General features: G+C 71.6%; 18 protein-coding genes. 8 read left to right on the forward strand and 10 right to left on the reverse strand.

All coding sequences use genetic code 11. The features are described 5' to 3' along the window. Window positions 1-21: 21 nt before the first annotated feature. Genes ABD120_RS28460 through ABD120_RS28480 form a run of 5 tightly spaced genes read right to left on the reverse strand, consistent with a single transcriptional unit; the run spans window position 22 to window position 6,940 of the window. The gene (locus ABD120_RS28460; RefSeq protein WP_343953201.1) at window positions 22-1,335 is read right to left on the reverse strand and encodes a family 2B encapsulin nanocompartment shell protein; all 1,314 of its coding nucleotides are present in this window, start codon (window positions 1,333-1,335) and stop codon (window positions 22-24) included. Then, on the reverse strand, window positions 1,332-3,524 hold the full coding sequence (locus tag ABD120_RS28465; RefSeq protein ID WP_343953202.1) for a terpene synthase family protein: 2,193 nt from the start codon (window positions 3,522-3,524) through the stop codon (window positions 1,332-1,334). The genes ABD120_RS28460 and ABD120_RS28465 overlap by 4 nt, the downstream gene beginning before the upstream one ends. After that, window positions 3,524-4,915, reverse strand: coding sequence for a family 2B encapsulin nanocompartment shell protein (locus ABD120_RS28470; RefSeq protein WP_343953203.1), 1,392 nt, complete (start codon window positions 4,913-4,915; stop codon window positions 3,524-3,526). The genes ABD120_RS28465 and ABD120_RS28470 overlap by 1 nt, the downstream gene beginning before the upstream one ends. Then, window positions 4,912-5,847, reverse strand: coding sequence for a 4-hydroxy-3-methylbut-2-enyl diphosphate reductase (locus ABD120_RS28475; RefSeq protein ID WP_425564052.1), 936 nt, complete (start codon window positions 5,845-5,847; stop codon window positions 4,912-4,914). Before ABD120_RS28475 ends, ABD120_RS28470 begins: the two co-directional genes overlap by 4 nt. Window positions 5,848-5,869: 22 nt before the next feature. After that, window positions 5,870-6,940, reverse strand: coding sequence for a polyprenyl synthetase family protein (locus ABD120_RS28480; protein ID WP_343953205.1), 1,071 nt, complete (start codon window positions 6,938-6,940; stop codon window positions 5,870-5,872). 135 nt (window positions 6,941-7,075) lie between these two features. Here ABD120_RS28480 and ispG point away from each other — a divergent pair, with 135 nt between their 5' ends. Continuing rightward, entirely contained in the window at window positions 7,076-8,173 is a 1,098-nt protein-coding gene (gene ispG, locus ABD120_RS28485; RefSeq protein ID WP_343953206.1) for a flavodoxin-dependent (E)-4-hydroxy-3-methylbut-2-enyl-diphosphate synthase, read from the forward strand. 71 nt (window positions 8,174-8,244) lie between these two features. Continuing rightward, window positions 8,245-8,907 (forward strand): sensor domain-containing protein, encoded by a 663-nt coding sequence (locus ABD120_RS28490; RefSeq protein ID WP_343953207.1) that lies wholly within the window; start codon window positions 8,245-8,247, stop codon window positions 8,905-8,907. A gap of 115 nt (window positions 8,908-9,022) precedes the next feature. Here ABD120_RS28490 and ABD120_RS28495 read toward each other — a convergent pair whose 3' ends face one another. Next, window positions 9,023-10,405 carry an MFS transporter gene (locus ABD120_RS28495; RefSeq protein WP_343953208.1) on the reverse strand — a complete coding sequence of 461 codons (1,383 nt, stop codon included), beginning with the start codon at window positions 10,403-10,405 and terminating at the stop codon, window positions 9,023-9,025. A 207-nt stretch (window positions 10,406-10,612) separates the two neighbouring features. Here ABD120_RS28495 and ABD120_RS28500 point away from each other — a divergent pair, with 207 nt between their 5' ends. Next, complete coding sequence (locus tag ABD120_RS28500; RefSeq protein ID WP_343953210.1) at window positions 10,613-11,161, forward strand: MFS transporter; 549 nt, start codon at window positions 10,613-10,615, stop codon at window positions 11,159-11,161. Between the two features lie 51 nt (window positions 11,162-11,212). Further along, complete coding sequence (locus tag ABD120_RS28505) at window positions 11,213-11,803, forward strand: copper resistance CopC family protein (RefSeq protein WP_343953211.1); 591 nt, start codon at window positions 11,213-11,215, stop codon at window positions 11,801-11,803. Window positions 11,804-11,821: 18 nt separating this feature from the next. Here the strand turns inward: ABD120_RS28505 and ABD120_RS28510 are convergent, their stop codons facing one another. Then, window positions 11,822-12,487, reverse strand: a complete 666-nt coding sequence (locus ABD120_RS28510; RefSeq protein ID WP_343953212.1) for a response regulator — start codon at window positions 12,485-12,487, stop codon at window positions 11,822-11,824. Beyond that, window positions 12,484-14,091: a sensor histidine kinase gene (locus ABD120_RS28515; RefSeq protein ID WP_343953213.1), complete on the reverse strand. Its 1,608-nt coding sequence runs from the start codon at window positions 14,089-14,091 to the stop codon at window positions 12,484-12,486. The genes ABD120_RS28510 and ABD120_RS28515 overlap by 4 nt, the downstream gene beginning before the upstream one ends. A 104-nt stretch (window positions 14,092-14,195) precedes the next feature. Between ABD120_RS28515 and ABD120_RS28520 the strand changes: the two genes are divergently transcribed. Genes ABD120_RS28520 through ABD120_RS28530 form a run of 3 tightly spaced genes read left to right on the forward strand, consistent with a single transcriptional unit; the run spans window position 14,196 to window position 17,151 of the window. Then, window positions 14,196-15,179 (forward strand): Bug family tripartite tricarboxylate transporter substrate binding protein, encoded by a 984-nt coding sequence (locus ABD120_RS28520; RefSeq protein WP_343953214.1) that lies wholly within the window; start codon window positions 14,196-14,198, stop codon window positions 15,177-15,179. Continuing rightward, a complete protein-coding gene (locus ABD120_RS28525) occupies window positions 15,176-15,658 on the forward strand; it encodes a tripartite tricarboxylate transporter TctB family protein (protein WP_343953215.1) in 483 nt (160 codons plus the stop codon). Before ABD120_RS28520 ends, ABD120_RS28525 begins: the two co-directional genes overlap by 4 nt. A 32-nt stretch (window positions 15,659-15,690) precedes the next feature. Next, window positions 15,691-17,151, forward strand: a complete 1,461-nt coding sequence (locus ABD120_RS28530; RefSeq protein ID WP_425564053.1) for a tripartite tricarboxylate transporter permease — start codon at window positions 15,691-15,693, stop codon at window positions 17,149-17,151. On the opposite strand, the gene ABD120_RS28535 is transcribed toward ABD120_RS28530, so the two are convergent. Both ABD120_RS28535 and ABD120_RS28540 read right to left on the reverse strand, forming a co-directional pair. After that, complete coding sequence (locus tag ABD120_RS28535) at window positions 17,130-18,266, reverse strand: family 2 encapsulin nanocompartment cargo protein terpene cyclase (RefSeq protein WP_343953219.1); 1,137 nt, start codon at window positions 18,264-18,266, stop codon at window positions 17,130-17,132. The genes ABD120_RS28530 and ABD120_RS28535 overlap by 22 nt on opposite strands. Window positions 18,267-18,290: 24 nt before the next feature. Further along, on the reverse strand, window positions 18,291-19,130 hold the full coding sequence (locus ABD120_RS28540) for a geranyl diphosphate 2-C-methyltransferase (protein ID WP_343953220.1): 840 nt from the start codon (window positions 19,128-19,130) through the stop codon (window positions 18,291-18,293). Window positions 19,131-19,319: 189 nt separating this feature from the next. Between ABD120_RS28540 and ABD120_RS28545 the strand changes: the two genes are divergently transcribed. Beyond that, window positions 19,320-22,439, forward strand: coding sequence for a S8 family serine peptidase (locus ABD120_RS28545; RefSeq protein ID WP_343953221.1), 3,120 nt, complete (start codon window positions 19,320-19,322; stop codon window positions 22,437-22,439). The last annotated feature ends 222 nt before the right edge of the window (window positions 22,440-22,661 follow it).

Raw genomic sequence — 22,661 nt, forward strand, 5'->3', positions numbered from 1 at the left:
CGCGCCGGGGCCCGCCCGGCATCAGCCGATCTCGACGTGCTCCAGGATGCCGAGCGCGTCGGGGACGAGCACGGCCACCGACGAGTACGTCGAGACGACGTAGGTGGAGATCGCCTTCTCGTCGATGCCCATGAACCGCACCGACACCCCGGGCTCGTACTCGTCCGGCAGCCCGGTCCGCCGCAGCCCGACGACGCCCTGCTTCTCGGTGCCCGTACGCATGGCCAGGATCGAGCTCATCCCCTGGTCCGTGATCGGGATCTTGTCGCTCGGCATGATCGGCACACCGCGCCAGGCGATGACGCGCGAGCCGTTCACCTCGATCGTGTCCGGATACACCCGGTGGGCGGTGCACTGCCGGGCGAAGGCCGCGATGGCGCGCGGATGCGCCAGGAAGTAGTGGGTGCTGCGGCGGCGGGCGAGCAGGGTGTCCATGTCGTCGGGGGTCGGCGGCCCCGTCCTGGTGTGGATGCGCTGCTTCAGGTCGGCGTTGTGCAGCAGCCCGTACTCCGGGTTGTTGAACAGTTCGTGCTCCTGCCGCTCCCGCAGCGCCTCGACGGTCAGCCGCAACTGCTGGCGAGTCTGGTCCATCGGCTCGCTGTACAGGTCGGCCACGCGGGTGTGCACCCGCAGCACGGTCTGCGTGACACTCAGCTCGTACTCGCGCGGCCCGGCGTCGTAGTCGACGAACGTGCCGGGCAGCGTCGGCTCGCCCGTGTGACCGGACGCCAGCGCGATCTTCGCCTCGCCGGGCGGCGGCAGCGGCCGCTCCAGATGTTCGCGCAGGCTCTCCCACCGGCCGGCGATCCGGTCGAGCACAGCCCGGTCGAGCGTGAGGACGATGCTCGGCGTGAGCGCCCGCGCCGGTGAGGGCTCCCGCGAGGTGAGGTCGCCCACGTGGTCGCCGTCGGCGAACACGCCGAGCACGGTCTCCGCGCCGTACTCGCCGGTTCCGGTCCTCGCCACCTTGCCGTGCGCGACGAGCACCACGACCGCAGCCGGTACGGTCTCCCCCTCGGCCAGCTCGTGCTGCGTGAAGCCGTCGGCCAGCGCCTCCAGCACCTCCTCGTCCTCGTACCCGCGCAGCGACGGCAGCTCGCACAGTTCGGCGGGCACGACCCGCACGGCCGAGCCGACACTGGTGAAGCTGACCCGCCCGTCGCCGATCGTGTAGGTGAGGCGCCGGTTGACCCGGTACGCGCCGCCGACGACCTCCTCCCACGGCAGCACGTGCAGCAGGTGCCGAGGGGTGATCTCGCGCATCTGCGGGACGGTCTTGGTGGTCGTCGCCAGTTGTCTGGCGGCGGCTGTCCCGAGGCTCAGCGTTTCGGTCACAGGGCACCTGCCGTTTCGGGGCTGAGAGAGTTGACGGTGGAGCCGCCCGCCGCGCGCAGCAGGTGGCCGATGCGGGCGGTGGTGGTGCCGAGTCCGGTCGGCCCCTGCGTCCAGCGGACGGCGGGGGCGCGGCGCAGCTCGGACTCGTCGTAGCGGCGGGTGCGCCGATGCCAGCGCACCACCGCCGCCATCCAGTCGCGCAGCTTGGCCACGAACTCCGCGACGGCCTCGCGCAGGGCGGCGTCGGCGCCGATGCGGTCGAGCAGCACCGGCAGGTCGTTCGCCGAGATGGCCTCGAACTGGCGCAGCCGCGAGGTCATCAGCCGGTGGACGACGTCCACGGCCTCCGCCTGCCCGCAGTCGAGGAAGTTGCCGATGACGAGCGCCCAGTTGTGCAGTTCGCCCTCGTACTGGATCTCCTTGCGCATGGAGTACAGGTCGTTCACCATGCAGCCGTAGTCCTGGGCCGCGAGCACCAGCCCGCGCAGTTCGCGGGTGCGGAACAGTTCGGGCGGGACCGGCCGGGTGGCCTTGATCCTGGCCAGGTCCATGGTGAGGTCGGAACCGAAGGTGCTGCGCCGCATCTCCAGGTAGTCGACCGGGTCGGGCACCCGGTTCTGGATCCGGCCCGCCAGCTCCCACAGCCAGCTGCCGAACATGTCGTCCACCGACCTGCGGAACGCGCGCCGTGTCCGCGGGTCCATCGGCGGCGCGGTCCGGTTCCAGAGGTCCACGAGCCCGCGTTCGAGGGCGCTGACCGGGACCAGGGTCTGCACCAGGTCGAGCGGCATGAGCTCGCGCAGCCGCAGGTTGGACAGCTTCGCCCCGGCCAGGTCCTGGCCGGCGCCGTACACCCTCGGGTAGTAGTCGTCGGCGTAGGTCCCCCAGGCCAGCCAGTTCGTGGACAGGGCGAGCCCGTCCGCGTCCGTGTCGGGGTCGATGCCGCTCGCGCACAGCGCGAAGTCGGCGCCGACCAGTTGCTCGCGCGTCCACAGGGCGGCGGACGGCAGCCCCGGCAGGCCGTCGAACAGCCCCATCTCGGCGCACCAGGCGACCGTGTGCTCGCGCGCCGCCGCAAGGTGCGGGTTGTCCCTCACCTCGTACGGCACCGCGACGTCGGGCGCCGGCGTGCTCACCGCCGAGTACGGCCGGTGCCCGTGGTTGCGCAGCCCGCTCGCCACGTGGGCGGGCGAGACGTTGAGCGGCCCGGTCCTCCGGCTCGCCTTGGTGTAGCGGCTGGAGGCCAGGTGCCACGCCTGCCCCCCGGCCTGCCAGTCCTGCAGCCCCTTCACGTAGGCGAGCACCCGCGCCCGCTCGTGCGGCAGCACCCCCTCGTCGGCGAACAACGCCGGCAATTCGGCCAGCACCGTGTGCTCGAACTGGTGCATCCGCGACGTCAGCAGGTCGTTGGTGATCTCCACCGCCTCCTGGGTGCCGCAGCCGAAGAACCGCTCGGACACCAGCACGCAGTTGGACAGCTCCCCCTCCTGCACGACCTCCCTGCGGTAGGAGAACAGGTCGTTGCGCAGGTGCACCGCGTCGGCGAAGGACTCGCCGAGCACCCGCACCGGCCGCGTGCGGGCGATCCGGGCGGGCAGTTCGGCGTCCGCGACGTACTCGACCAGGCAGGCCGACCAGCCCGCGCCGCCGACCTTGCGGCGCTCCTCGATGTACTCGATCGGATTGGAGACCTCGCCGGTCTGGATGTGGAACAGCTCCCACATCGACTCCTGCATCAGGTCGCGGGTGACCTCCACGAAACGTTCGCGCCAGTTCAGCGACATGCTGGGGACCGTACGTGCCCACAGGTCTTTCAGCCCCAGCTCGACCGGGTTGGTCGGCTCCGGCGGGTTGTCGTCCATGAACAGTTCGAGCCGGTCCAGGTACGCCTGGGCGCCCTGGACGTCGCCGGTGCGTTTGAAGATCTCGACGAAGTGGTCGTCGAAGAAGAACACCCAGACGTACCAGTCGGTGACGAGGTCGAGCGCCTCCTGCGAGCAGTCGGGATGGGTGTACGCGCACAGCAGCCCGTAGTCGTGGGACTCAAGGTCGTCGAGCGTCCAGATGTCCGGGTCGTCCAGCATGCCCATGGCGGCCGCCCAGCCCCTGGTGTGGGCGCGGGCGGCGTCCACATGGGGGTTGAGCCGGGCCGGATACGGCATGTAGAAGTCGGGGAGCTCGTAGGGCATCAGCCGACCTCGACGCTCTCCAGCACTCCGAGGGCGTCGGGCACGAGCACCGCCGCGGAGTAGTAGGCGGTGACCAGGTAGGAGATGATCGCCTTCTCGTTGATGCCCATGAACCGCACCGACAGGCCCGGCTCGTACTCGTCGGGCAGCCCGGTGCGGGTCAGGCCGACGACGCCCTGGTCGGACTCGCCCACCCGCATGGCCAGGATCGAGCTGAGACCCGTGTCGCTGACCGGGATCTTGTTGCACGGCAGCATCGGCACGCCGCGCCACGAGGGCGCCTTCTGCCCGTTGAACTCCACGCTCTGCGGGTAGATGCCGTGCGCGGTGCACTGACGGGCGAAGGCCGCGATGGCGCGCGGGTGGGCCAGGATGACCGACGGGTTCTTCCAGACGGTGGCGAGCAGTTCGTCGAGGTCGTCCGGCGTGGGCGGGCCGGTGCGGGTGTGGATGCGCTGCTTGAAGTCGGCGTTGTGCAGCAGGCCGAACTCGCGGTTGTTGACCAGTTCGTTCTCCTGCCGCTCGCGCAGCGCCTCGACGGTCAGCCGCAACTGCTGCTGCGTCTGGTTCATCGGCTCGTTGTACAGGTCGGCGACCCGGGTGTGCACGCGCAGGATCGTCTGGGCGACGCTCAGCTCGTACTCGCGGGGGGCGGCGTCGTAGTCGACGAAGGTGCCGGGCAGCGTCGGCTCGCCGATGTGGCCGGAGGCGAGGGCGATCTCGGCCTCGCCGTACACGTTGAGGGCGGTGTCGGGGTCGGCGGCCCAGTTCTCCACGTGCGCGCGCAGCGACTCGGCCTCGGCGGCGACCTCGTCGAAGGCGGTGCGCGGCAGCGCGAGCACGGTGCACGCGGTGACGGCCTTCATCGTGAGGTCCCAGGTGCCCGTCTCGCCGACGATGCTGCCGTCTCCGAAGTGGTCGCCGTCGGCGAGCACGCCGCGCTCGGCCTGCTTGCCGTAGGCGCCCTCGCCGAGCTTGCTGACCTTGCCGTGCGCGACGAGCACCACCTCGGTGGCGGGGTCGCCGGCCTCGACGATCACCGAGCCCGGCTCGTACTCGCGCTGGACGAACCGGTCGGCGAGCGCGGTCAGCACATCGAGGTCGTCGTAGCCGCGCAGCGGCGGTAGCTCGCACAGCTCCGCCGGGATGACGCGGACGGCGGCGCCGGTCTTGACGAAGGTGACCCGGCCGTCGCCGACGGTGTAGGTGAGGCGCCGGTTGACGCGATAGGCGCCGCCGACGACCTCGACCCACGGAAGGACCTTGAGCAGGTGCCTGGAGGTGATCTCCTGCATCTGCGGCTGGGTCTTGGTCGTGGTCGCGAGGTTGCGCGCGGCCTTGGTACCGAGGCTGAGCGGGCTCTCGTTGCTGGGCAGGTTGGGTTCGGTCACAGCACACCACCAATCTGGGTTCTCAGTTCGGGCGGAAGGGCGAAGGTCAAGGTCTCCCGGGTGTGGGTCACGGTCTCGACGTCGGCGAAGCCGTGGCGGGCCAGCCAGTCCAGGAGTTCGGTGACGAGGTGCTCGGGCACGGAGGCGCCGGAGCTGACGCCGACGGTGCCGGCTCCGTCGAGCCAGCTCTCGTCGGCCTCCTCGACCCGGTCGATCAGGTGGCCGGCGCGGGCACCGGCCGCGAGCGCCACCTCGACCAGGCGCTGGGAGTTGGAGGAGTTCTCCGAGCCGACCACGAGGACGAGGTCGCATCGGGCGGCGAGGGCGACGACGGCTTCCTGCCGGTTCTGGCTCGCGTAACAGATGTCGTCGCTGGGCGGGTCCACCAGCCCGGGGTATCGGGCGCGCAGGCTGCCGACGGCGGCCATGGTCTCGTCCACGGACAACGTCGTCTGCGACAGCCAGCCGACGGGGCGGTCGGCGGGGATCGTGAGGGTCTCGGGGGTGGCGGGGTCCACCACGTGCATCCGGCCGGGCGCCTCTCCGAGGGTGCCCTCGACCTCTTCGTGCTCGGCGTGGCCGATGAGCACGATCTCGTAGCCCGCCTCCGCGAAGCGGACGGCCTCCTTGTGCACCTTGGTGACCAGGGGACAGGTGGCGTCGACGGTCTGTAACCCGCGCTCGGCCGCAACCGCCTTGACGGCGGGCGAGACGCCGTGGGCCGAGAAGATCACCAGGGCGCCGTCGGGCACCTCGTCCAGTTCCTCGACGAAGACGGCGCCGCGCCGGGTCAGGTCGGCGACCACGAAGGTGTTGTGGACGATCTGTTTTCGCACGTAGACAGGCGGGCCGTAGTGGCCCAGCGCCTCCTCCACCGTGCGGATGGCACGCTCGACGCCGGCGCAGTAGCCGCGTGGAGCCGCCAGCAACACTCTGCCCATGAGAGGTCTCCTGTCAGCTGTTTCGGTGGGTGAGCCGGTCGGCCATGAAGACCAGGGCCGCGCGGGCGTCCTCATCCATGGCGCAGGCGCGCAACTCCTTCAGGCCGGTGTCCACCCGGCGCTCGATCATGTCCTCGACGTGGGCCAGCGCCTGGGTGTCCACGATCACCTGGCGGAGTTCGGCCGCGTGCTCGTCGTCGAGCCGGGGGTTGCCGTACCAGGCGCGCAGCAGTTGCCGCTGCGGCCCGGTGGCCTCGGCGAAGGCGTGGGCGACCAGGACGGTCGACTTGCCCTCGCGCAGGTCGTCGATGACGGGTTTGCCGGTCTGCGTCGGGTCGCCGAAGACGCCCAGGATGTCGTCGCGCAGTTGGAACGCCTCGCCGAGCGGCAGCCCGAAGGCCGCGTAGGAGTCCATCAACTCGGGCGGCGCTCCGGCCAGCGCGCCGCCGATCTGCAGCGGGCGCTCGACCGTGTATTTCGCGGTCTTGTAGCGGATCACGGTGAGGGCCCGGTCGATGCTCGGGTCCTCGAAGCGATGGGCCCGGATATCGAGGTACTGGCCTGCGATCACCTCGGCCCGCATCCGGTGGAACAGCGCTCTGGCCTGCCCCTGCGCCCCCGCCGCGTCGAGCAGCTCGTCTGCCCAGGCGAGCGCCTGCACTCCGAGGAGGGTGGCGGCCGACTGGCCGAACAGCTCGCCCCGGTGGGCGAGCGCGCGGTGGATGGTGGGACGGCCGCGCCGCAGTTCACTGCTGTCCATGATGTCGTCGTGGATGAGCAGGCCGGCGTGGTAGCACTCCAGCGCCGCGCCGGCCGTGAGGGCCTGCCGCTCGTCGGTGTGGCCGGCGCCGCGTGCCCCCAGGGCGCACAGCAGGGGCCGGATGCGCTTGCCGCCGTTGAGCACGAACTGCGCGAGCAGGCCGTACCCCTCGGCGAGCTCCGCGTCGTCCACCGGGGCTCCGTGGACCTCCAGGTGTGCCTTGAGCAGGGCGTCGACCTGTTCCTTCATGCGTTCGACGGTTCTCTTTACGGGTGCCTCCACGATCTCCGCCGTCATGAGCGTCCCCCAGTCGATCGAGATCATCGAATACACACGAGAAGCTAGGGCACGGGCACAGAGAGTTAAATCGCCTGTTCCACTCACCGGAACATCAGGTTCACGAAATTGCCAAGTCGGGGCCAAGATTCGTCAAAGTCCGAGCGGAACGAAGGAGACGCGATGGTCGATCTGGGGATGCCGGTCAAACGGGCGCGGGTCACGCGGCAGGTGATGGTCGGCGACGTCCCCGTGGGCGGCGGGGCGCCGGTGTCGGTGCAGTCCATGACCACGACCGTCACGGCCGACGTCGACGCGACCCTTCAGCAGATCGCCGAGCTCACGGCGGCGGGCTGCCAGATCGTCCGGGTGGCCGTGCCGTCGCAGGACGACGCGGACGCGCTGCCGGAGATCGCCCGCAAGTCCAAGATCCCGGTGATCGCGGACATCCACTTCCAGCCGAAGTACGTGTTCGCGGCGATCGACGCCGGCTGCGCGGCCGTACGGGTCAATCCCGGAAATATCAAGAAATTCGATGACAAGGTGGGTGAGATCGCCAAGGCGGCGGGCGAGGCGGGCGTGCCCATCCGCATCGGCGTCAACGCCGGGTCGCTCGACCCCAGACTGTTGCAGAAGTACGGCAAGGCCACCCCCGAGGCGCTGGTGGAGTCGGCGCTGTGGGAGTGCTCGCTGTTCGAGGAACACGGCTTCCGCGACATCAAGATCTCCGTCAAGCACCACGACCCGCTCACGATGATCAGCGCCTACCGGCAACTCGCCCAGCGCTGCGACTACCCGCTGCACCTCGGCGTCACCGAGGCCGGTCCGCTCATGCAGGGCACGATCAAGTCCGCGGTGGCCTTCGGCGTGCTCCTGTCCGAAGGCGTCGGCGAGACGATCAGGGTCTCGCTGTCGGCGCCGCCGGTCGAGGAGGTCAAGGTCGGCATCGGCATCCTGGAGTCGCTCGGCCTGCGGCAGCGGCGCCTGGAGATCGTCTCCTGCCCGTCGTGCGGACGTGCCCAGGTGGACGTCTACCGGCTGGCCGAAGAGGTCGAGGCGGGTCTGGACGGGTTCCCGTTCCCGCTGCGCGTCGCGGTCATGGGCTGCGTCGTCAACGGCCCCGGCGAGGCCCGCGAGGCCGACCTCGGCGTCGCCTCCGGCAACGGCAAGGGCCAGATCTTCGTCAAGGGCGAGGTCGTCAGGACCGTACCGGAGTCGCAGATCGTCGAGACCCTCATCGAGGAGGCCATGCGCCTGGCCGAGGAGAGCGACCAGGGGTAGGGACAGCCCTACCCCCGGGCGGCCAGCGGGCAGGATCGAACCGGGGCGGGCGCGAGCCTAGATTCGTCCGTATGACCCTCCTCCAGCGCACCGTCGCCGACACCCGCTACGTGATGACCGGCTTCATGACCACCGTCGTCGGCTTCGTCCTCGTCGTGGCGGGCGTCGCGGCCGGGCTCGGCAGCGCGGCCGTCTTCGTCGGCCTGCCGATCCTGGCCATGACGGCGTTGCTCGCCAGGAGGCTCGCCGACACCGAGCGCGGACAACTGCCCGAGGTGCTCGGCCGTCCCGTCGGCCGTCCCGAGTACGCCGAGGCGCCCATCTGGGCCGGTTGGTTCCGGCGCACGATGACCCCGCTGGGCACCGGGCAGGCGGTCCTGGACATCCTGCACGCGATCATCTCCCTGCCGTTCGCGATCGTCTCCTTCGTCCTGACCACCGTCTGGTGGGCGGGCACGATCGCCGGACTGACCTTCCCCCTGTACGGCTGGATCCTGGCCGACACCGTCGGCGTGAACGCGAGCCTGCCCGCCCTGCTCGGCCTGAGCGACAGCCCGACGATGTTCGTGCTCTTCAACACCGGTCTCGGACTGGCCTTCGCCGCGACGCTGATGCCGATGGTGCGCATCGCCGCCCTGGTCAGGGCCACGCTGGCCCAGTCGCTGCTCACCCGGCCGGCCCGCAAGGAGGCCGCCTCGGTCTACGCCTACCCGCGCCAGGCCGTACGGGCGTAGCCGAAGCGTTCGGCCGGACCCGGCCGAACGCCGGGAACGGGGGCACGGTCAGCGGGTGGGGCGTTCGGGTCCGGCCGGACCGGCCACGCCTCGGGAAGCGAGGCGCGGCCGGGTGTCAGCCGGTGGGGCCGCGCCACACGTCGTACAGGGCGGCGGCGAGGGCGGCGGCGATGAAGGCGACCACCACCGCGAAGCCGAACGTGATCGCCGCCGACCAGCCCAGCCGCAGGGTGCCGAAGAAGGCCGAGCCGGCCGTCGCGACCCCCATCGCCGACCCCAGCCGCTGCCCCGTCTGCAGCATCCCGGCCGCGCTGCCGCCCTTGGCCGGGGGCACCTCCGACAGGGTGAGGGCCTGGTTGGGCGCGATCACCAGCCCGCTGCCGATGCCCGCGACGAGCAGCGGCAGCGCCGTGGCCAGGCCGACGTACTCCCCCGGCACCAGCCACAGCGCGAGGATCGTCAGCAGCAGACCGGCCAGGACCACGACGAGCCCGGCGGCCGTCAGGCGGCGGCCGATCGTGGTGACCAGCCGCCCGCCCACCACGGCCGACGCCGCCGACCCCAGCGCGAACGGCATGATCGACAGCCCGGCCGTCAGGGCGCTGTAGCCGTGACCGATCTGCAGGTAGATCGTGTAGATGAAGAAGATCCCGGTGAACCCGGCGAAGTACAGCAGCCCGAGCGTCGAGCCCAGGCTGTAGGAGCGTTTCTCGAACAACGCCAGTGAGACCAGCGGCTCGCGCGGATAGCGCCGCTCCCACCACACGAACGCGGCCAGCAACCCCAGCGCCACCGGCACCAGCAGCCACTTCTGCGGCCCCGGCCACTGCTGCACCTGGATGAACGGCAGCAGCAGCAACAGCGCACCGAGCCCCAGCAGCAGCACCCCCACCGGGTCCATGCTCTCCTGCCGTTTGCGCTCCCGCTCGGGCGGCGGCAGCACCCGCCGCGCCACCGGCAGCAGGACCAGCCCGATCGGCAGGTTCACGAGGAACACCCACCGCCAGCCGTGCTCCGGGCCGAACGCCGTGACCAGCGCGCCGCCGATCACCGGACCGGCCGCCGTCGAGACGCCCATCGTGGCGCCGAACCAGCCGAACGCCCGCCCCCGCGACGGCCCCTGGAACAGTTGCTGGATCAGGCCGGACACCTGCGGGTTGAGCAGCCCCGCCGCGAACCCCTGCGCCACCCGCGCCCCGATCAGCACCCCGACGCCCGGCGCGAGCCCGCACACCGCGCTCGCCACCGTGAACAGCGCGACGCCCAGCATGAACACGGCCCTGCGGCTGCGCGCGTCCCCGAGCCTGCCGCCCGGCACCAGCACCAGCCCGAACGAGAGCGCGTACCCCGAGATGATCCACTGGAGGGAGTCGGTGGTGGCGCCGAGACCCCGCTGGATGGACGGCAGCGCGACGTTGACGATACTGACGTCGAGTCCCGCCATGAAGGCCGCGACCAGGCACACGGCGAGCGCCCGCTGAGCTCGACTGTCGGCCATATGCCGCATTGTGCCGCGTGTGCGCCGTCCGTAACCTTCTCAACACGCGGACCTCTCCGGGAAGCCTCCGGCGTGCGGATCACGCTCTTCCCGTTGCAGGCGGATCCGAATGGCATGGCAGGAGATGCGGTGGCCGGGGGTGGGCTGCAGGGTGGAGCGGGCAGGGGCGTTTGGAAGGGTGGGGAGGACGCTGGCAGGATGTCTGGTGTGTCCCCCCGGGATCCGATTCTGCGCCTGAGCCGCGCCGCCGTGTTCGCGGCGGCGTGTGTCGCGGTCACCGCAGGAGGGCACCTGTTCGCGGGCGGCTCCGCCATCTCACCCGCCGCGCTGGCCGCCGCCGCCCTGGCCGCCCTGGCGCTCGCCTACACGCTCATCGGCCGCGAGCGCGCCCGGGAGACCGTCCTCACGGCGACCGCGGGCACCCAGCTCGCGCTGCACGAGCTGTTCGCGCAGACCTCCCGGGACCATCCCGCCGACGACGCGCACGGCCACCTCGGCATGACCGCCGCGCACCTCATGGTCGCGCTGCTCACCGGCTGGTGGCTGCACCGGGGCGAGAGCGCGGTGTGGACCATGCTCAGGCTGTGGGGCGCCGCCCCGCTCCGGCCGGTCCGGCTGCTGCTGCCGACGCCGCCCGGAAGCCCGTCGAGGGTACGGCCCGCGGTGCCGTCCAGTGAGATCTCACCGCCCCGGTCGCGGGAGTTCGCGGCGGCCGTCCACCGGCGGGGGCCGCCCGCAGCCATCGGCGTCGGCTGACGACGCGTTCAGGTCCCCTGTTCATCCGGTATTTCCCGCTGGAGTTCTCCGATGGCTGTACGTTCATTCCTCATCACTGTGTGCGGCGCCCTGCTGCTTCTGCTGTCCGCCCCCGCCGCGCTCGCCCATGACGCGCTCAAGTCGAGTTCACCCGCCAAGGACGCGAAGGTGAGCTCCCTTGAGACGATCGAGCTGGAGTTCACCTCGAAGGTGCAGGTCCCGGTGGTCGTCCTGCGCACGAAGGGCGGCGAGTCCGTCAAGCTCGGCAAGGCCGAGGTCGACGAGCGCACCGTCACGGCGGAGGTGACCGAGCCGCTGCCCTCCGGGGCGTACGTGATCGGCTGGCGGGTGGTCTCCTCCGACGGCCACCCGATCACGGGTGAGATCCCCTTCACGGTGAAGGCCGCGGACCCGACTCCGACGCCGTCCGAGGAGACCTCCGCCCCGGCCGCGTCCGAGAGCGCCGCGCCGGCCACGTCCGTCTCCCCTGCCCCCGCTCCCGCCGCCGAGCAGCCGGCCGCCGACGCCACGCCCGCCTCCGCCGAGGAGTCGGACGGCGGGCTGCCGACGTGGGTGTGGGTGGTCGGCGCACTGCTCGTGGTGCTCGGTGTCGGAGCGTGGCTGGCCACCCGCCGCCGCTGACGGCGTGTGCCCGCCCGGTCAGCCCCGGTGCCGGTAGCGGCGCTCGGGGCGGCCGGTGCCGCCGTACTTGAGCGACACCTGCACCAGCCCGGCCGCGTACAGGTGCTCCAGGTAACGGCGGGCGCTGACCCGGGACAGGCCGACCACGGCCGCGCACTCGCTGGCCGACAGGCTGCCCTCGGCCTCCCGCAGCGCCCGCCCGACCAGTTCCGAGGTCTCCACGCTGAGCCCCTTGGGCAGGACGGCCGGGTGCGACGGGCCGCCGAGCAGCCGGTCCACGTCGGCCTGGCCGCTGATGACCGCGCGGCCGTGGTCCTCCCGCTGGGCGGCGTAGCGCTCCAGCCGCAGCCGCAGGTCGTCGAAGTCGAACGGCTTCAGCAGGTAGTCGCTCACGCCGCGCCTGGCGGCCCGGCGCACCGTGTCCAGCTCCCGCGCGGCACTGATCACGATCACGTCGCAGTCGTGCCCCCGGGCGCGCATCCGAGCCAGGACGTCCAGGCCGAACAGGTCGGGAAGGTAAAGGTCGAGCAGCACCAGCGCGGGCGACAGTGCGCCGACCGCGGCGAGGGCCCGCTCCCCCGTGCCCGCGGTGCCGACCACCCGGAAGCCGTCCACCCGTTCGACGAAGGTGCTGTTGACCTTCGCCACCATGAAGTCGTCGTCCACGACCAGCACGTCGATCATCGTGTCGTCTCCATCGCCTCGTCGGCCGGGCGGCCGATCGACATCCGGGCGGTGAAGACCGCCCCGTCCGCCGTGTTGGTCACCGCGACCTCGCCGCCGCGCCGGTGGCAGACCAGCCGGGTCAGCGCCAGGCCGATGCCCCGTTCGCCGCCTTGCGCGGCCTTGGTGGTGAATCCCCGGGTGAAGACCTCCTGGTCGAGTTCGGGGGCGACGCCGGGCCCGGAGTCGCGCACCACGATCTCCACGCTGGCGGCGTCCTGGCGCAGCTCGACCTCCACCCACGCGGCCTCGCCGCCCGCCGCCGCGTCGATCGCGTTGTCGACCAGGTTGCCCGCGACGGTGGCCAGGTCGGCGGCGTCCATCGGGTCGAGCCGGTCGAGGGCGGTGCGCTCGGACAGCCGTAGCCGCACGTGCCGCTCGGCGGCCAGCGACGACTTGGCCATGAGCAGCGCGGCCACGGCCGTGTCGCGGACCGTCGCGGCCAGCCGTACGTCGAGCGACTCCTTGTGCCTGCGCAGCGCCCTGATGTAGCGGACGACCTCGTCGTACTCGCCGGTCTGACTCAGTCCCGAGATGATGTGCAACTGGTTGGCGAACTCGTGCGCCTGCGCCCGCAGCAGTTCGGTGGTGCCGCGGAAGGCGCCGAGCTCGCGTTCGAGCTGGGCGAGTTCGGTACGGTCGCGCAGGGTGGTGACGGTGCCGAGGCGGCGGCCGTCCTTGACGATCGCCATCCGGTTCATCACCAGCACGTTGCCCCGGTGGATGACGATCTCGTCACGGGAGTCGCCCTCCCCGGCGAGCACGTCGTACAGACGGCCGCTCACGCCGAGGGCGGACAGGCTCCGGCCGACGCCGCTCTCCGGCAGGTCGAGCAGCCTGCGGCCGACGTCGTTGACGAGCGTGAGCCGAAGCTGCGGGTCGAGCGCCACGACGCCCTCCGCGATGCCGTGCAGCATCGCCTCGCGGTGCTCGGCGAGCCCGGTGATCTCGCGCGGCTCCATGCCGAGCGTCTGCCGTTTGATCCGGCGGGCCAGCAGCCACGAGCCGAGCCCGCCGATGAGGCTGGCCGTCCCCAGATGCACCACCAGGTACGGCGAGGCCCCCGACAGCCGCTGCCACGCCGTCGGCGCCCGCACCCCGATCATCACGGTCCCGAGGTGGCGACCCTGGGTGCTCAGGACCGGCACCTGGGCGGACAGCTCCCGCTCGCCGTCGAGCACGAGGTACCCCGACCAGCCCCGGCCCCGCGCCACGCCCTCGTGCCCGAGCGGCAGCGCGGTCCCGACGATCGTGGTGTTGGTCGCGCTGACGATCTTCCCGTGGACGTCGGCGACGGTCACGGACGAGACGCCGGATTGGGTGAGCGTGGAATGCAGGAGCGGGGCCAGCACCTCGGCGGGCGCGGGCTGTTGGATGCGGGCGCGCAGCAGCGGGTTCCAGGCCGCCTGCTCGGCCAGTGCGCTCACCCTGCGGCCCTCGACCCGGTCGAAGGTGGCGGCCGACTGCGCCAGCGAGATCACCCCGACCGCCCCGAGGACCAGCACGACGATGGCCAGCTGCAGGAGCAGCAGCTCGCCGGAGAGCGTCAGCTGTCGGCGCGTCACGACCACAATGAACTCAATCTCCGCTGGTCACACAAGCGTGACCGGCATGTTTCCGGGTTCGCACAATCATGGCGCCGGAGTAACCGACGCGGAAGAGACCAGTTGTGAACGTACGAGCCCTGGTGGCGGTCGTGGCCCTGATGGGGGTCACGGCCTGCGGCGCCACCGCCGTGGAGCGGCCGACGGCCGAAGGCGCCCCGCTGAGCGGGTTGCGGCTGATGGTGCCCAACACGCCGGGAGGCGGCTACGACACCACCGCCAGAACGGCGGCCAAGGTCATGGAGGAGGCGCGGATCGCCGCCGGCGTCCAGGTGTTCAACCTGCCGGGGGCGGGCGGCACCGTCGGACTGCAGCGCACGATCAACGAGAAGGGCAACGGCAAGCTGGCCATGCAGATGGGCCTCGGCGTCGTCGGCGCCTCCCATGCCAGCAGGTCGGCCGCGACGCTCGACCAGACGACACCGCTGGTGCGGCTGATCGAGGAGGCGGGGGCGATCGTGGTGTCGAAGGACTCGCCGTACCGGACGATCGGCGAGCTGATCGAGGCGTGGAAGAAGGACCCGGGCAAGCTCGCCGTCGGCGGCGGCTCCTCTCCCGGCGGCCCCGACCACCTGCTGCCGATGCGGCTGGCCAAGGCCGTCGGCATCGACCCCAGGAAGGTCGGTTTCGTGTCGTACGACGGCGGCGGCGAACTGCTGCCCGCCATCCTCGGCAACAAGATCGCCTTCGGGGCGAGCGGCTACGGCGAGTTCCTCGACCAGGTGAAGGCGGGCCAGCTGCGGATCCTCGCCGTGACCAGCGAGCAGCCCATCCACGTGCTGAAGGACGTCCCGACCCTGAAGTCGGCCGGTATCGACCTGGTCTTCACCAACTGGCGGGGTGTCGTGGCGCCGCCCGGCATCGGCGAGGCCGACAAGAAGGCGTGGATCGACGCCTTCACCCGCATGCACGCCACCCAGCAGTGGAAGGACGAACTGGCCAAACGCGGCTGGACCGATGCCTTCCTCGCGGGCGACGCCTTCGCCGCCTACCTCACCGAGCAGGACCGGGCGGTCGCCGCGATCCTGTCCGAGCTCGGCCTGTCGTGAAGGACCGCGCGCAGTACGGCGTCTGCGCCTTCCTCGCGCTCACCGGCGTCGCGGTGATCGCCGACGCCGTCCGGATCGTCCATCTGGCGAGCAGCAACGACCCGATCGGGCCGCGCCCGGTCCCGTTGCTGCTCGGCGCGGCGTTGCTGCTGGTGGCGCTGCTGTACGGCCTGGACGTGGCCAGGGGCGGCAGGGGCGAGCCCGAGTCCGGCGAGGACGTCGACCTCGGCACCGGCATCGACTGGCGCACGGTCCTGCTGCTGATCGGCGCCGTCCTCGCCAACGCGGCACTGATCGAGCCGCTCGGCTGGGCGATCAGCGGGGCGCTGCTGTTCTGGGTGTCGGCGTTCGCGCTCGGCAACCGGCACCACCTGCGCGGCCTGCTGATCGCCGCCGGGCTGTCGGTCGGCACCTTCTACGCCTTCGCCGTCGGCCTGGGCGTCAACCTGCCCGCCGGCGTCCTGCGGGGGATCCTGTAGTGGGGAACCTGCTCGACGGTTTCGTCCACGTCATGGCGCCGGCCAACCTGCTCGTCGCGCTGGTCGGGGTGGTCGCGGGCACCGCCGTGGGCGTGTTGCCCGGCATCGGGCCCGCGATGACGGTCGCGCTGCTGCTGCCCCTCACCTACGGGCTCGCGCCGACCCAGGCGTTCATCCTGTTCGCCGGGATCTTCTACGGCGGCATGTACGGCGGCTCCACGACCTCCATCCTGCTCAACACGCCGGGCGAGTCCTCGTCGGTGGTGACCGCGATCGAGGGCAACAAGATGGCCAAGGCGGGCCGGGCCGCGCAGGCGCTCGCGACGGCGGCGCTCGGCTCGTTCGTCGCGGGCACGCTGGCGACACTGGCGCTGGTGCTGGTGACGCCGTTCGTGGTCGACTTCGCGGTCAGCCTGGGCGCCCCGGACTACTTCGCGCTCATGCTGCTGGCCTTCGCGGCGGTGGCGGCGGTGCTCGGCCGCTCCCGCATCCGGGGGTTCGCCGCGCTGCTCGTCGGGCTGACGATCGGGCTCGTCGGCATCGACCGGGTCAGCGGGCAGGAGCGGCTCACGCTCGGCCTGCCGCAACTCGCCGACGGCATCGACGTGGTCGTGGTCGCCGTCGGCGTGTTCGCGGTGGCAGAGGCGCTGTGGGTGGCCGCCCACCTGCGGCGGGGGCCGGTGAGCGTGGTGCCGGTCGGGCGGCCGTGGCTGGGCCGCGCCGACTGGGCGCGCTCGTGGAAGCCGTGGCTGCGCGGGACCGCGCTCGGCTTCCCGTTCGGCGCGCTGCCCGCAGGCGGCGCGGAGATCCCCACTTTCCTCTCGTACGTCATGGAGAAGCGCCTGTCGCGGCATCGCGCGGAGTTCGGCCACGGCGCCATCGAGGGCGTGGCCGGGCCGGAGGCGGCCAACAACGCGTCGGCGGCGGGCACGCTGGTGCCGATGCTGGCCATCGGGCTGCCCACGACCGCCGTGTCCGCCGTGATGCTGGCGGCCTTCGAGTCGTACGGGATCCAGCCGGGGCCGCTGCTGTTCGAGCGCGAGCCCGTGCTGGTGTGGACGCTGATCGCCAGCCTGTTCCTGGGCAACCTGCTGCTGCTCGTGCTCAACCTGCCGCTGGCCCCCGTGTGGGCGCGGCTGCTGCGCCTGCCCCGGCACCACCTGTACGCCGGGATCCTGTTCTTCGCCTCGATGGGCGCCTACGCGGTCAACGCCCAGCCGCTCGACCTGCTGCTGGTACTGCTGCTCGGGCTGCTCGGGTTCGGGATGCGGCGCTTCGGCTTCCCGGTGCTGCCGCTGGTCGTCGGCGTCATCCTGGGGCCGCGCGCCGAACTGCAGGGCAGGCGGGCCCTGCAGTTGTCGGGCGGCGAGTTGTCCGGGCTGGTCGGCGGGCCGGTCTCGTGGGCGGTGTACCTGGTGATCGCCGCGATCCTGCTGTGGCCGCTGGTGCGGCTGGTCCGCCGGGCCCGCCGTCAGCCGGCGGTCAGGGTGTAGCGGCCGCTGCCCGCGTGCCACTCGAAGCCGCCGCCGAGCCACGCACCGAGCCCCCACAGGAACTGCTGGAGTTCGGGCGAGCCCAGCGACCGCAGCTCGTGGCAGTCGGCCTCGAACGCGGCGACCAGGTCGTTGTGCAGGGTGACCGCCCGCTGCGCGGCCTCGGGCAGCGAGCATCCGCGCTCGGCGGCCACCAGCAGCACGAGGTTGCAGTCGGGCAGTTCGTCCTCGGCCTCGTGGATGGCGGAGTACAGGTCGTTGACGATGACGGCGGCGGTGCCCGCCCGCATCGCCGCTCGGTGCACCCGCTCCTCGTAGAACAGGTTGGCGGGCACCTCGTAGCCGCCGCAGACGTCGATGAGCGTCATCGAGGTGTAGAAGCTGTCGTGCTGGCGGGCGGCCAGATAGCGCCACGCCTCGACGGGCTCGCCGCTCTGCCGCCAGGCGCCGTAGGCGTTCCAGCTCACCCACATCTGGAAGGAGGTCATGTTGACGCGGGCCAGTTGCGCCGGGGTGGAGTGCCTGGCCACGTGCTCACGGGCGGTGGCGAGCCCGACCAGCACCGGGTCGGCGCCCAGCCGCTCGTCGAGTTCGGCGGTGAACTCGTCGGCGGGCGGCGGCGCGTCCAGTGCCGACATGCACAGCGCCAGCCGGCCCGCCAGCAGGGCCGGATCGGCGCCGAGATCGGTCTCGTCGGCGTAGTAGTCGTCGCACGCCCACCAGGCGGCGTTCATCTGCGCCGCCAGGAACACCCGGTCGGGGTCGTCGAGGTCGGCGTGGGTGAGCATCGCCAGCCTGCCGAAGCCCGCCTTTCTGAACTGCTCGATCCGGCCCTCGTGCAGGCCGATCCCCTCGGCCCATTCCACCAGCCGGTCGTCGACCTCCTCACCGAGTGCCTCGTTCACCCGCACCGTGAGCGGGCAGTACAGCGGCGGCATGCTCTCCACCCACGGGCGGAAGGCGAAGGTGAGCGGAGGCTGGCGCAGCGACCTGGGGCCGGGTGCGCAGCCCGGCGCCCGACCGGCCGGGTGGCCGCCCGCGAGTTCGCTGAACAGGCGGGCGGCCGAGGTGCCGAACCCGGTGGGTCCGGGCAGGAACGTGGAGGGGTACGGCATGACGTTCCTCTCTTTACGGGCGGGTCAGACGCGGTCGGCCGCGATCAGCAGGTACTGGAAGCTGCCGTCGCGATAGGCGGTGAGGAAGGCGTCCTCGATGCCGGTGGTCACCGACGACTTGGCGCGCAGCTCCCAGTACGGGATCGTGGCCTCGGTCAGGTCGATCACGCTGACCGGCACCAGCCCGTTGTCGGCCATCGCCCTGAAGTAGGTGCTGCGCGGGTGGATGTCGCAGATGTAGTGGGCGTTGATCTCGCTGACCGCCTTGGACGGCAGGCCGTACACGTCGTTGTAGCAGCCGGTGATCGTGACGTAGCGACCGCCGGGCGCCAGGAGCCGCGCGTGTGCGGCGAACAGCTTCGCGAGGTTCACGTACATCGTGCTCTCGTTGTTCCAGATGGCGCGGTAGGCGCCGGGCTCGAAGCCGGTCTGCAGCATGTTGCGGAAGTGGAAGCGGACCCGGTCCTCGACGCCGCGCAGCCGCGCCTGCTCGTTGGCGAAGTCGACCTGCTTCTGCGAGATCGACACGCCGTCCACGTGGCAGCCGTGGCGGGCGTTGGCCATGAAGCTGCTGCCGCCCCTGCCGGACCCGGCGTCGAGCAGCCGGTCGGTCGACTGGATCGGCCCGAGGTGGTCGAGCAGCAGGTTGGCCTGGGCGGTCTCCAGCCGGTGCATCTCGGCGATCATCCGCGCCTCGCGGGTCTCGTCCGGCCCCTCCAGTACCGTCCAGTCGACCTCGCCGATGCCGTAGTGGTGGTGGTACGTGCCTGTCACCTCGCCCAGGCGGAGGTTGACCGGGTTCTTCTCGTGGTTCCAGTAGTCAGCAACGGAGTGCTGGTACGGACTGGTGATGACCACGGACATCTGGCCTGCCTTTCGGAGGGAAGCTCCTGACACTTACGCGAAGTTATCGCCCGGCTACCGAAAGTTGAATGCGGTGTTCCACTGACCGGAACCTCCGTTTCCGCAAGGGATCGCGCGATCCGCGACACATTCGTGATCTTCCTCGGTAAGGTCGATTGTTGATCTTTGTTGACATTCGAGAGGAAGCACGTGACTTTAGGGACCTCCCTGCTGGCCGTACTCCTGGCGAGTACGGTCACCGCACCGCCCGCCGGGCAACAGGCCCGGCCACCGGCCAGCACATCAGCCAGCACCGTGACCCTGATCACCGGCGACCGGGTCACCGTCGTCGGGCGCACCCACCGGGTGGAGCCCGGCCCGGGGCGTACGGCGGCCTTCAGCAGCCAGACCCGTAAGGGCCATCTGTACGTGATCCCGTCGGACGCCGCGCCCCTGGTGGCGCAGGGCGTACTGGACGAGCGGCTGTTCGACGTCACCCGGTTGCTCGCCTGGAACTACGGCGACGCCCACACCCCCGACATCCCGGTCATCAGGCAGGGCGCGGTGCCCGAGCCCCGGCACGCCCGCCGTACCCAGGACCTGGGCGGCGTCGGGATGAGCGCGCTGCGGGTGCCGAAGGGCTCGGCCGCGCAGTCGTGGAAGGAGCTGACCGGGCAGCGCGCGCTGACCGAGGGCGGCGGCAGGCTCTGGCTGGACGGCCAGCGCTCCTGGCTCCTCGACCACAGCACCAGGCAGATCGGCGCGCCGCAGGCGTGGGCGCAGGGGCTGACCGGCCAGGGGGTCACGGTCGCGGTGCTCGACTCCGGCTACGACCGCGAGCACCCCGACCTGAAGCCGGCCGTCAAGCACGAACGCGTCTTCAACGGCGACCCGGACATGACCGACGACGCCAACCACGGCACGCACGTCGCCTCCATCGTCGCGAGCCGCAACGAGAAGTACCGGGGCGTCGCGCCCGGGGTGGACCTGGCCATCGGCAAGGTCGGCAACCGCAGGTCGATCCCCGAGTCCGCGATCATCGCGGGCATGGAGTGGGCCGCCCGTGACATCAGGGCCGACGTCGTCAGCCTCAGCCTGGGCGATCCCGACGGGAGCGAGATCGATCCGCTGGAGGAGACGGTCAACCGGCTGTCGGCCGAGACCGACGCGTTGTTCGTCATCGCGGCGGGCAACAGCCGATGGCAGGGCGGCCGAGTGGGCAGCCCCGGATCCGCCGAAGCGGCGCTCACCGTGGGCGCGGTGACCGAGGCGGGCGGCCTCACGGACTTCACCAGCCCCGGCCCCCGGATCGGCGACCACGCGGTCAAGCCGGACGTGGTGGCGCCGGGCGAGAACATCATGGCCGCGAAGCCCGGCGGCGGCCACCAGTCGCTCGACGGCACCTCGATGGCCGCGCCGCACGTCGCGGGGGCGGCGGCGATCCTGGCCCAGCGGTACCCGGACTGGACCGGCGAGCAGCTCAAGGCCGCGCTGACCGGCAGCGCCGCGCCGCTGTCGGAAGGGACGCAGTTCGACCAGGGCGCCGGGCTGATCGACCTGGTGCGCGGAGTGCGCCAGCCGGTGATCGCCGAGCCCGCGAACGTGTGGGCCCCGTTCCGCTGGGACACCGCGGAGCGGACCGCGACCAAGACCATCACCTACCGCAACAGCTCCGACACACCGCTCACGCTCGACCTGAGCGTGCGGAGCGAGGTGCTGAAGCTGTCCGCCGACCGCCTCGACGTCCCGGCCAAGGGTCAGGCGACGCTGACGTTGCAGATCGACGCGACCGGCAAGCCCACCGGTGAATACCCCGGTACGGTCACCGCCACCTCCGGCGACACCGTGGTCCGCACGCTGGCCGGCGCCTACGTCGAGCCGGAGTCGCACGACGTCGCCATCGAGGTGCTGGACAGGCAGGGGCAGCGGACGTCAAACGCGCAGGCGGAACTGTACCGGGCGGACACCGGCGAGGTGATCCACCTGACCCTCCGCGACGGACGCGCCCAGGCGAGACTCAACAAGGGCGACTGGAACCTGTTCGCCGAGGTCCGCGAAGGCCGCACCCTCACCTACGCCGCCCTGGCCGTACCCGTCGAAGGCGCAGGCGGACGCGTGGTTCTGGACACCCGGCAGGGGCGGCAGGTTCGCAGCACGGTGGACGACACAGCCGCTACCCGCGTCGGCGCGTACAACCTCAGCGTAGAACACGGCCAGTGGAGCAGCGCCGGCGGCTGGTTCGGGTTGGACCCCAACCGGGACCTGTTCGTCGTCCCCCGGCGTGAACGGGGACTTCGCTACACGCTGGAGACGGTCTGGAAGAGCGACAAGGTCTACGAGCTCGCCCACCGGGACGAGAACGGCATCCCCGACGATCCCGCCTACCACGCCAAGCGGGCCGAACTGGCGGAGGTGACCGCGACCTACCGCGCCTCCGGCGTGGCGAGCGAGGGCGAGCCCATGTCCACCGTCGCGCTCCGCATGGGTTTCGGCTATCTGCACTCCACCGTCGGCACCGTCCCGCTTCCGGCGACCGTCACCTATCTGCGCAGCCCCGGGGTGAGCTGGCACGGCGGGCTCTTCTCCGGTTCCGGCGAGATCGTCGGCGAGGCCGTCGAGTCCCGGCCGGGCCGTACGCGGGAGGTGTGGAACGCCGCGGTCTCCGGACCGGCCTTCCCGGTTCGCGCCGGCGAGCGGACGGGGGACGCGCTCACGTTCCACGCGGGCAACCTGTTCAGCGACGGCGTGAAGGGCCGCCACGGCTCGGACACCGCCGCCACCGGCACGGTCACCCTCGCCGAGGACGGCCGGGTGCTCGCCCGCGCCGACCTCGCCGGCTGCACCGTGTTCGTCACGCTCTGGTGCCGGTTGAGCGCCGACCTGCCTCAGGATCGCGCCACCTACACGCTGACCGCCTCGGCCCGCCGCCAGGTGCCGCACAGCACGCTGTCCACCGGCGTGGACGCGGTGTGGACGTTCCCGTCCGCGCGCACCCGGGCGGCCGAGGCGCTGCCGCTGACCGCCGTGCGGTACGCGCCGGAGGGCCTCGACGACCACAACCGCGCCAAGGCCGGGACCACCACCCGGGTGCCGGTGTGGCTGGAGCACAACCCGGGCTCCAAGAACTCGGTGCGCTCGCTGAAACTGGAGGTCTCCGCCGACGACGGCGCCACCTGGCAGGCCGTCAAGCTCGTCAGGACGTCCGCCGGTTACCGGGCGAGCGTCCGCAACCCCGACACGGCCGGGTTCGTCTCGCTGAGGGCGAACCTCGTCCAGGGTGACGGCGTGCGCACGACCCAGACGATCACACGCGCCTACGCCGTGAACTGACCCCTCTCCGGCGGGCCGCCGATCGATCGGCGGCCCGCCGGCCTCCTCCATTCGAGCTCCGCGAGGGTGCGGAGAGCGTCGATCTCGCCCTGGTGCCGCGACGGGTCTCCAGGGCCACAGCGCCTCGTCGCGGTCATCGTCCGCGAGCATGGAACCGTGCTCTCCCCGCGACCACCGCATCGCCTCCCACCGGCAGGCCCGCAGGCGACCTCCCGCGTCGGC

This window comes from Nonomuraea longicatena, from assembly GCF_039525605.1.
Lineage (GTDB): Bacteria > Actinomycetota > Actinomycetes > Streptosporangiales > Streptosporangiaceae > Nonomuraea > Nonomuraea longicatena.

Coding starts and splice junctions, on each gene's coding strand:
- ABD120_RS28465 (WP_343953202.1), bottom strand. CDS start 3,524: ATGCCCTACGAGCTCCCCGACTTCTACATGCCGTATCCGGCCCGGCTC.
- ABD120_RS28480 (WP_343953205.1), bottom strand. CDS start 6,940: ATGATCTCGATCGACTGGGGGACGCTCATGACGGCGGAGATCGTGGAG.
- ispG (WP_343953206.1), top strand. CDS start 7,076: ATGGTCGATCTGGGGATGCCGGTCAAACGGGCGCGGGTCACGCGGCAG.
- ABD120_RS28490 (WP_343953207.1), top strand. CDS start 8,245: ATGACCCTCCTCCAGCGCACCGTCGCCGACACCCGCTACGTGATGACC.
- ABD120_RS28495 (WP_343953208.1), bottom strand. CDS start 10,405: ATGGCCGACAGTCGAGCTCAGCGGGCGCTCGCCGTGTGCCTGGTCGCG.
- ABD120_RS28505 (WP_343953211.1), top strand. CDS start 11,213: ATGGCTGTACGTTCATTCCTCATCACTGTGTGCGGCGCCCTGCTGCTT.
- ABD120_RS28510 (WP_343953212.1), bottom strand. CDS start 12,487: ATGATCGACGTGCTGGTCGTGGACGACGACTTCATGGTGGCGAAGGTC.
- ABD120_RS28530 (WP_425564053.1), top strand. CDS start 15,691: ATGGCGCCGGCCAACCTGCTCGTCGCGCTGGTCGGGGTGGTCGCGGGC.
- ABD120_RS28535 (WP_343953219.1), bottom strand. CDS start 18,266: ATGCCGTACCCCTCCACGTTCCTGCCCGGACCCACCGGGTTCGGCACC.
- ABD120_RS28540 (WP_343953220.1), bottom strand. CDS start 19,130: ATGTCCGTGGTCATCACCAGTCCGTACCAGCACTCCGTTGCTGACTAC.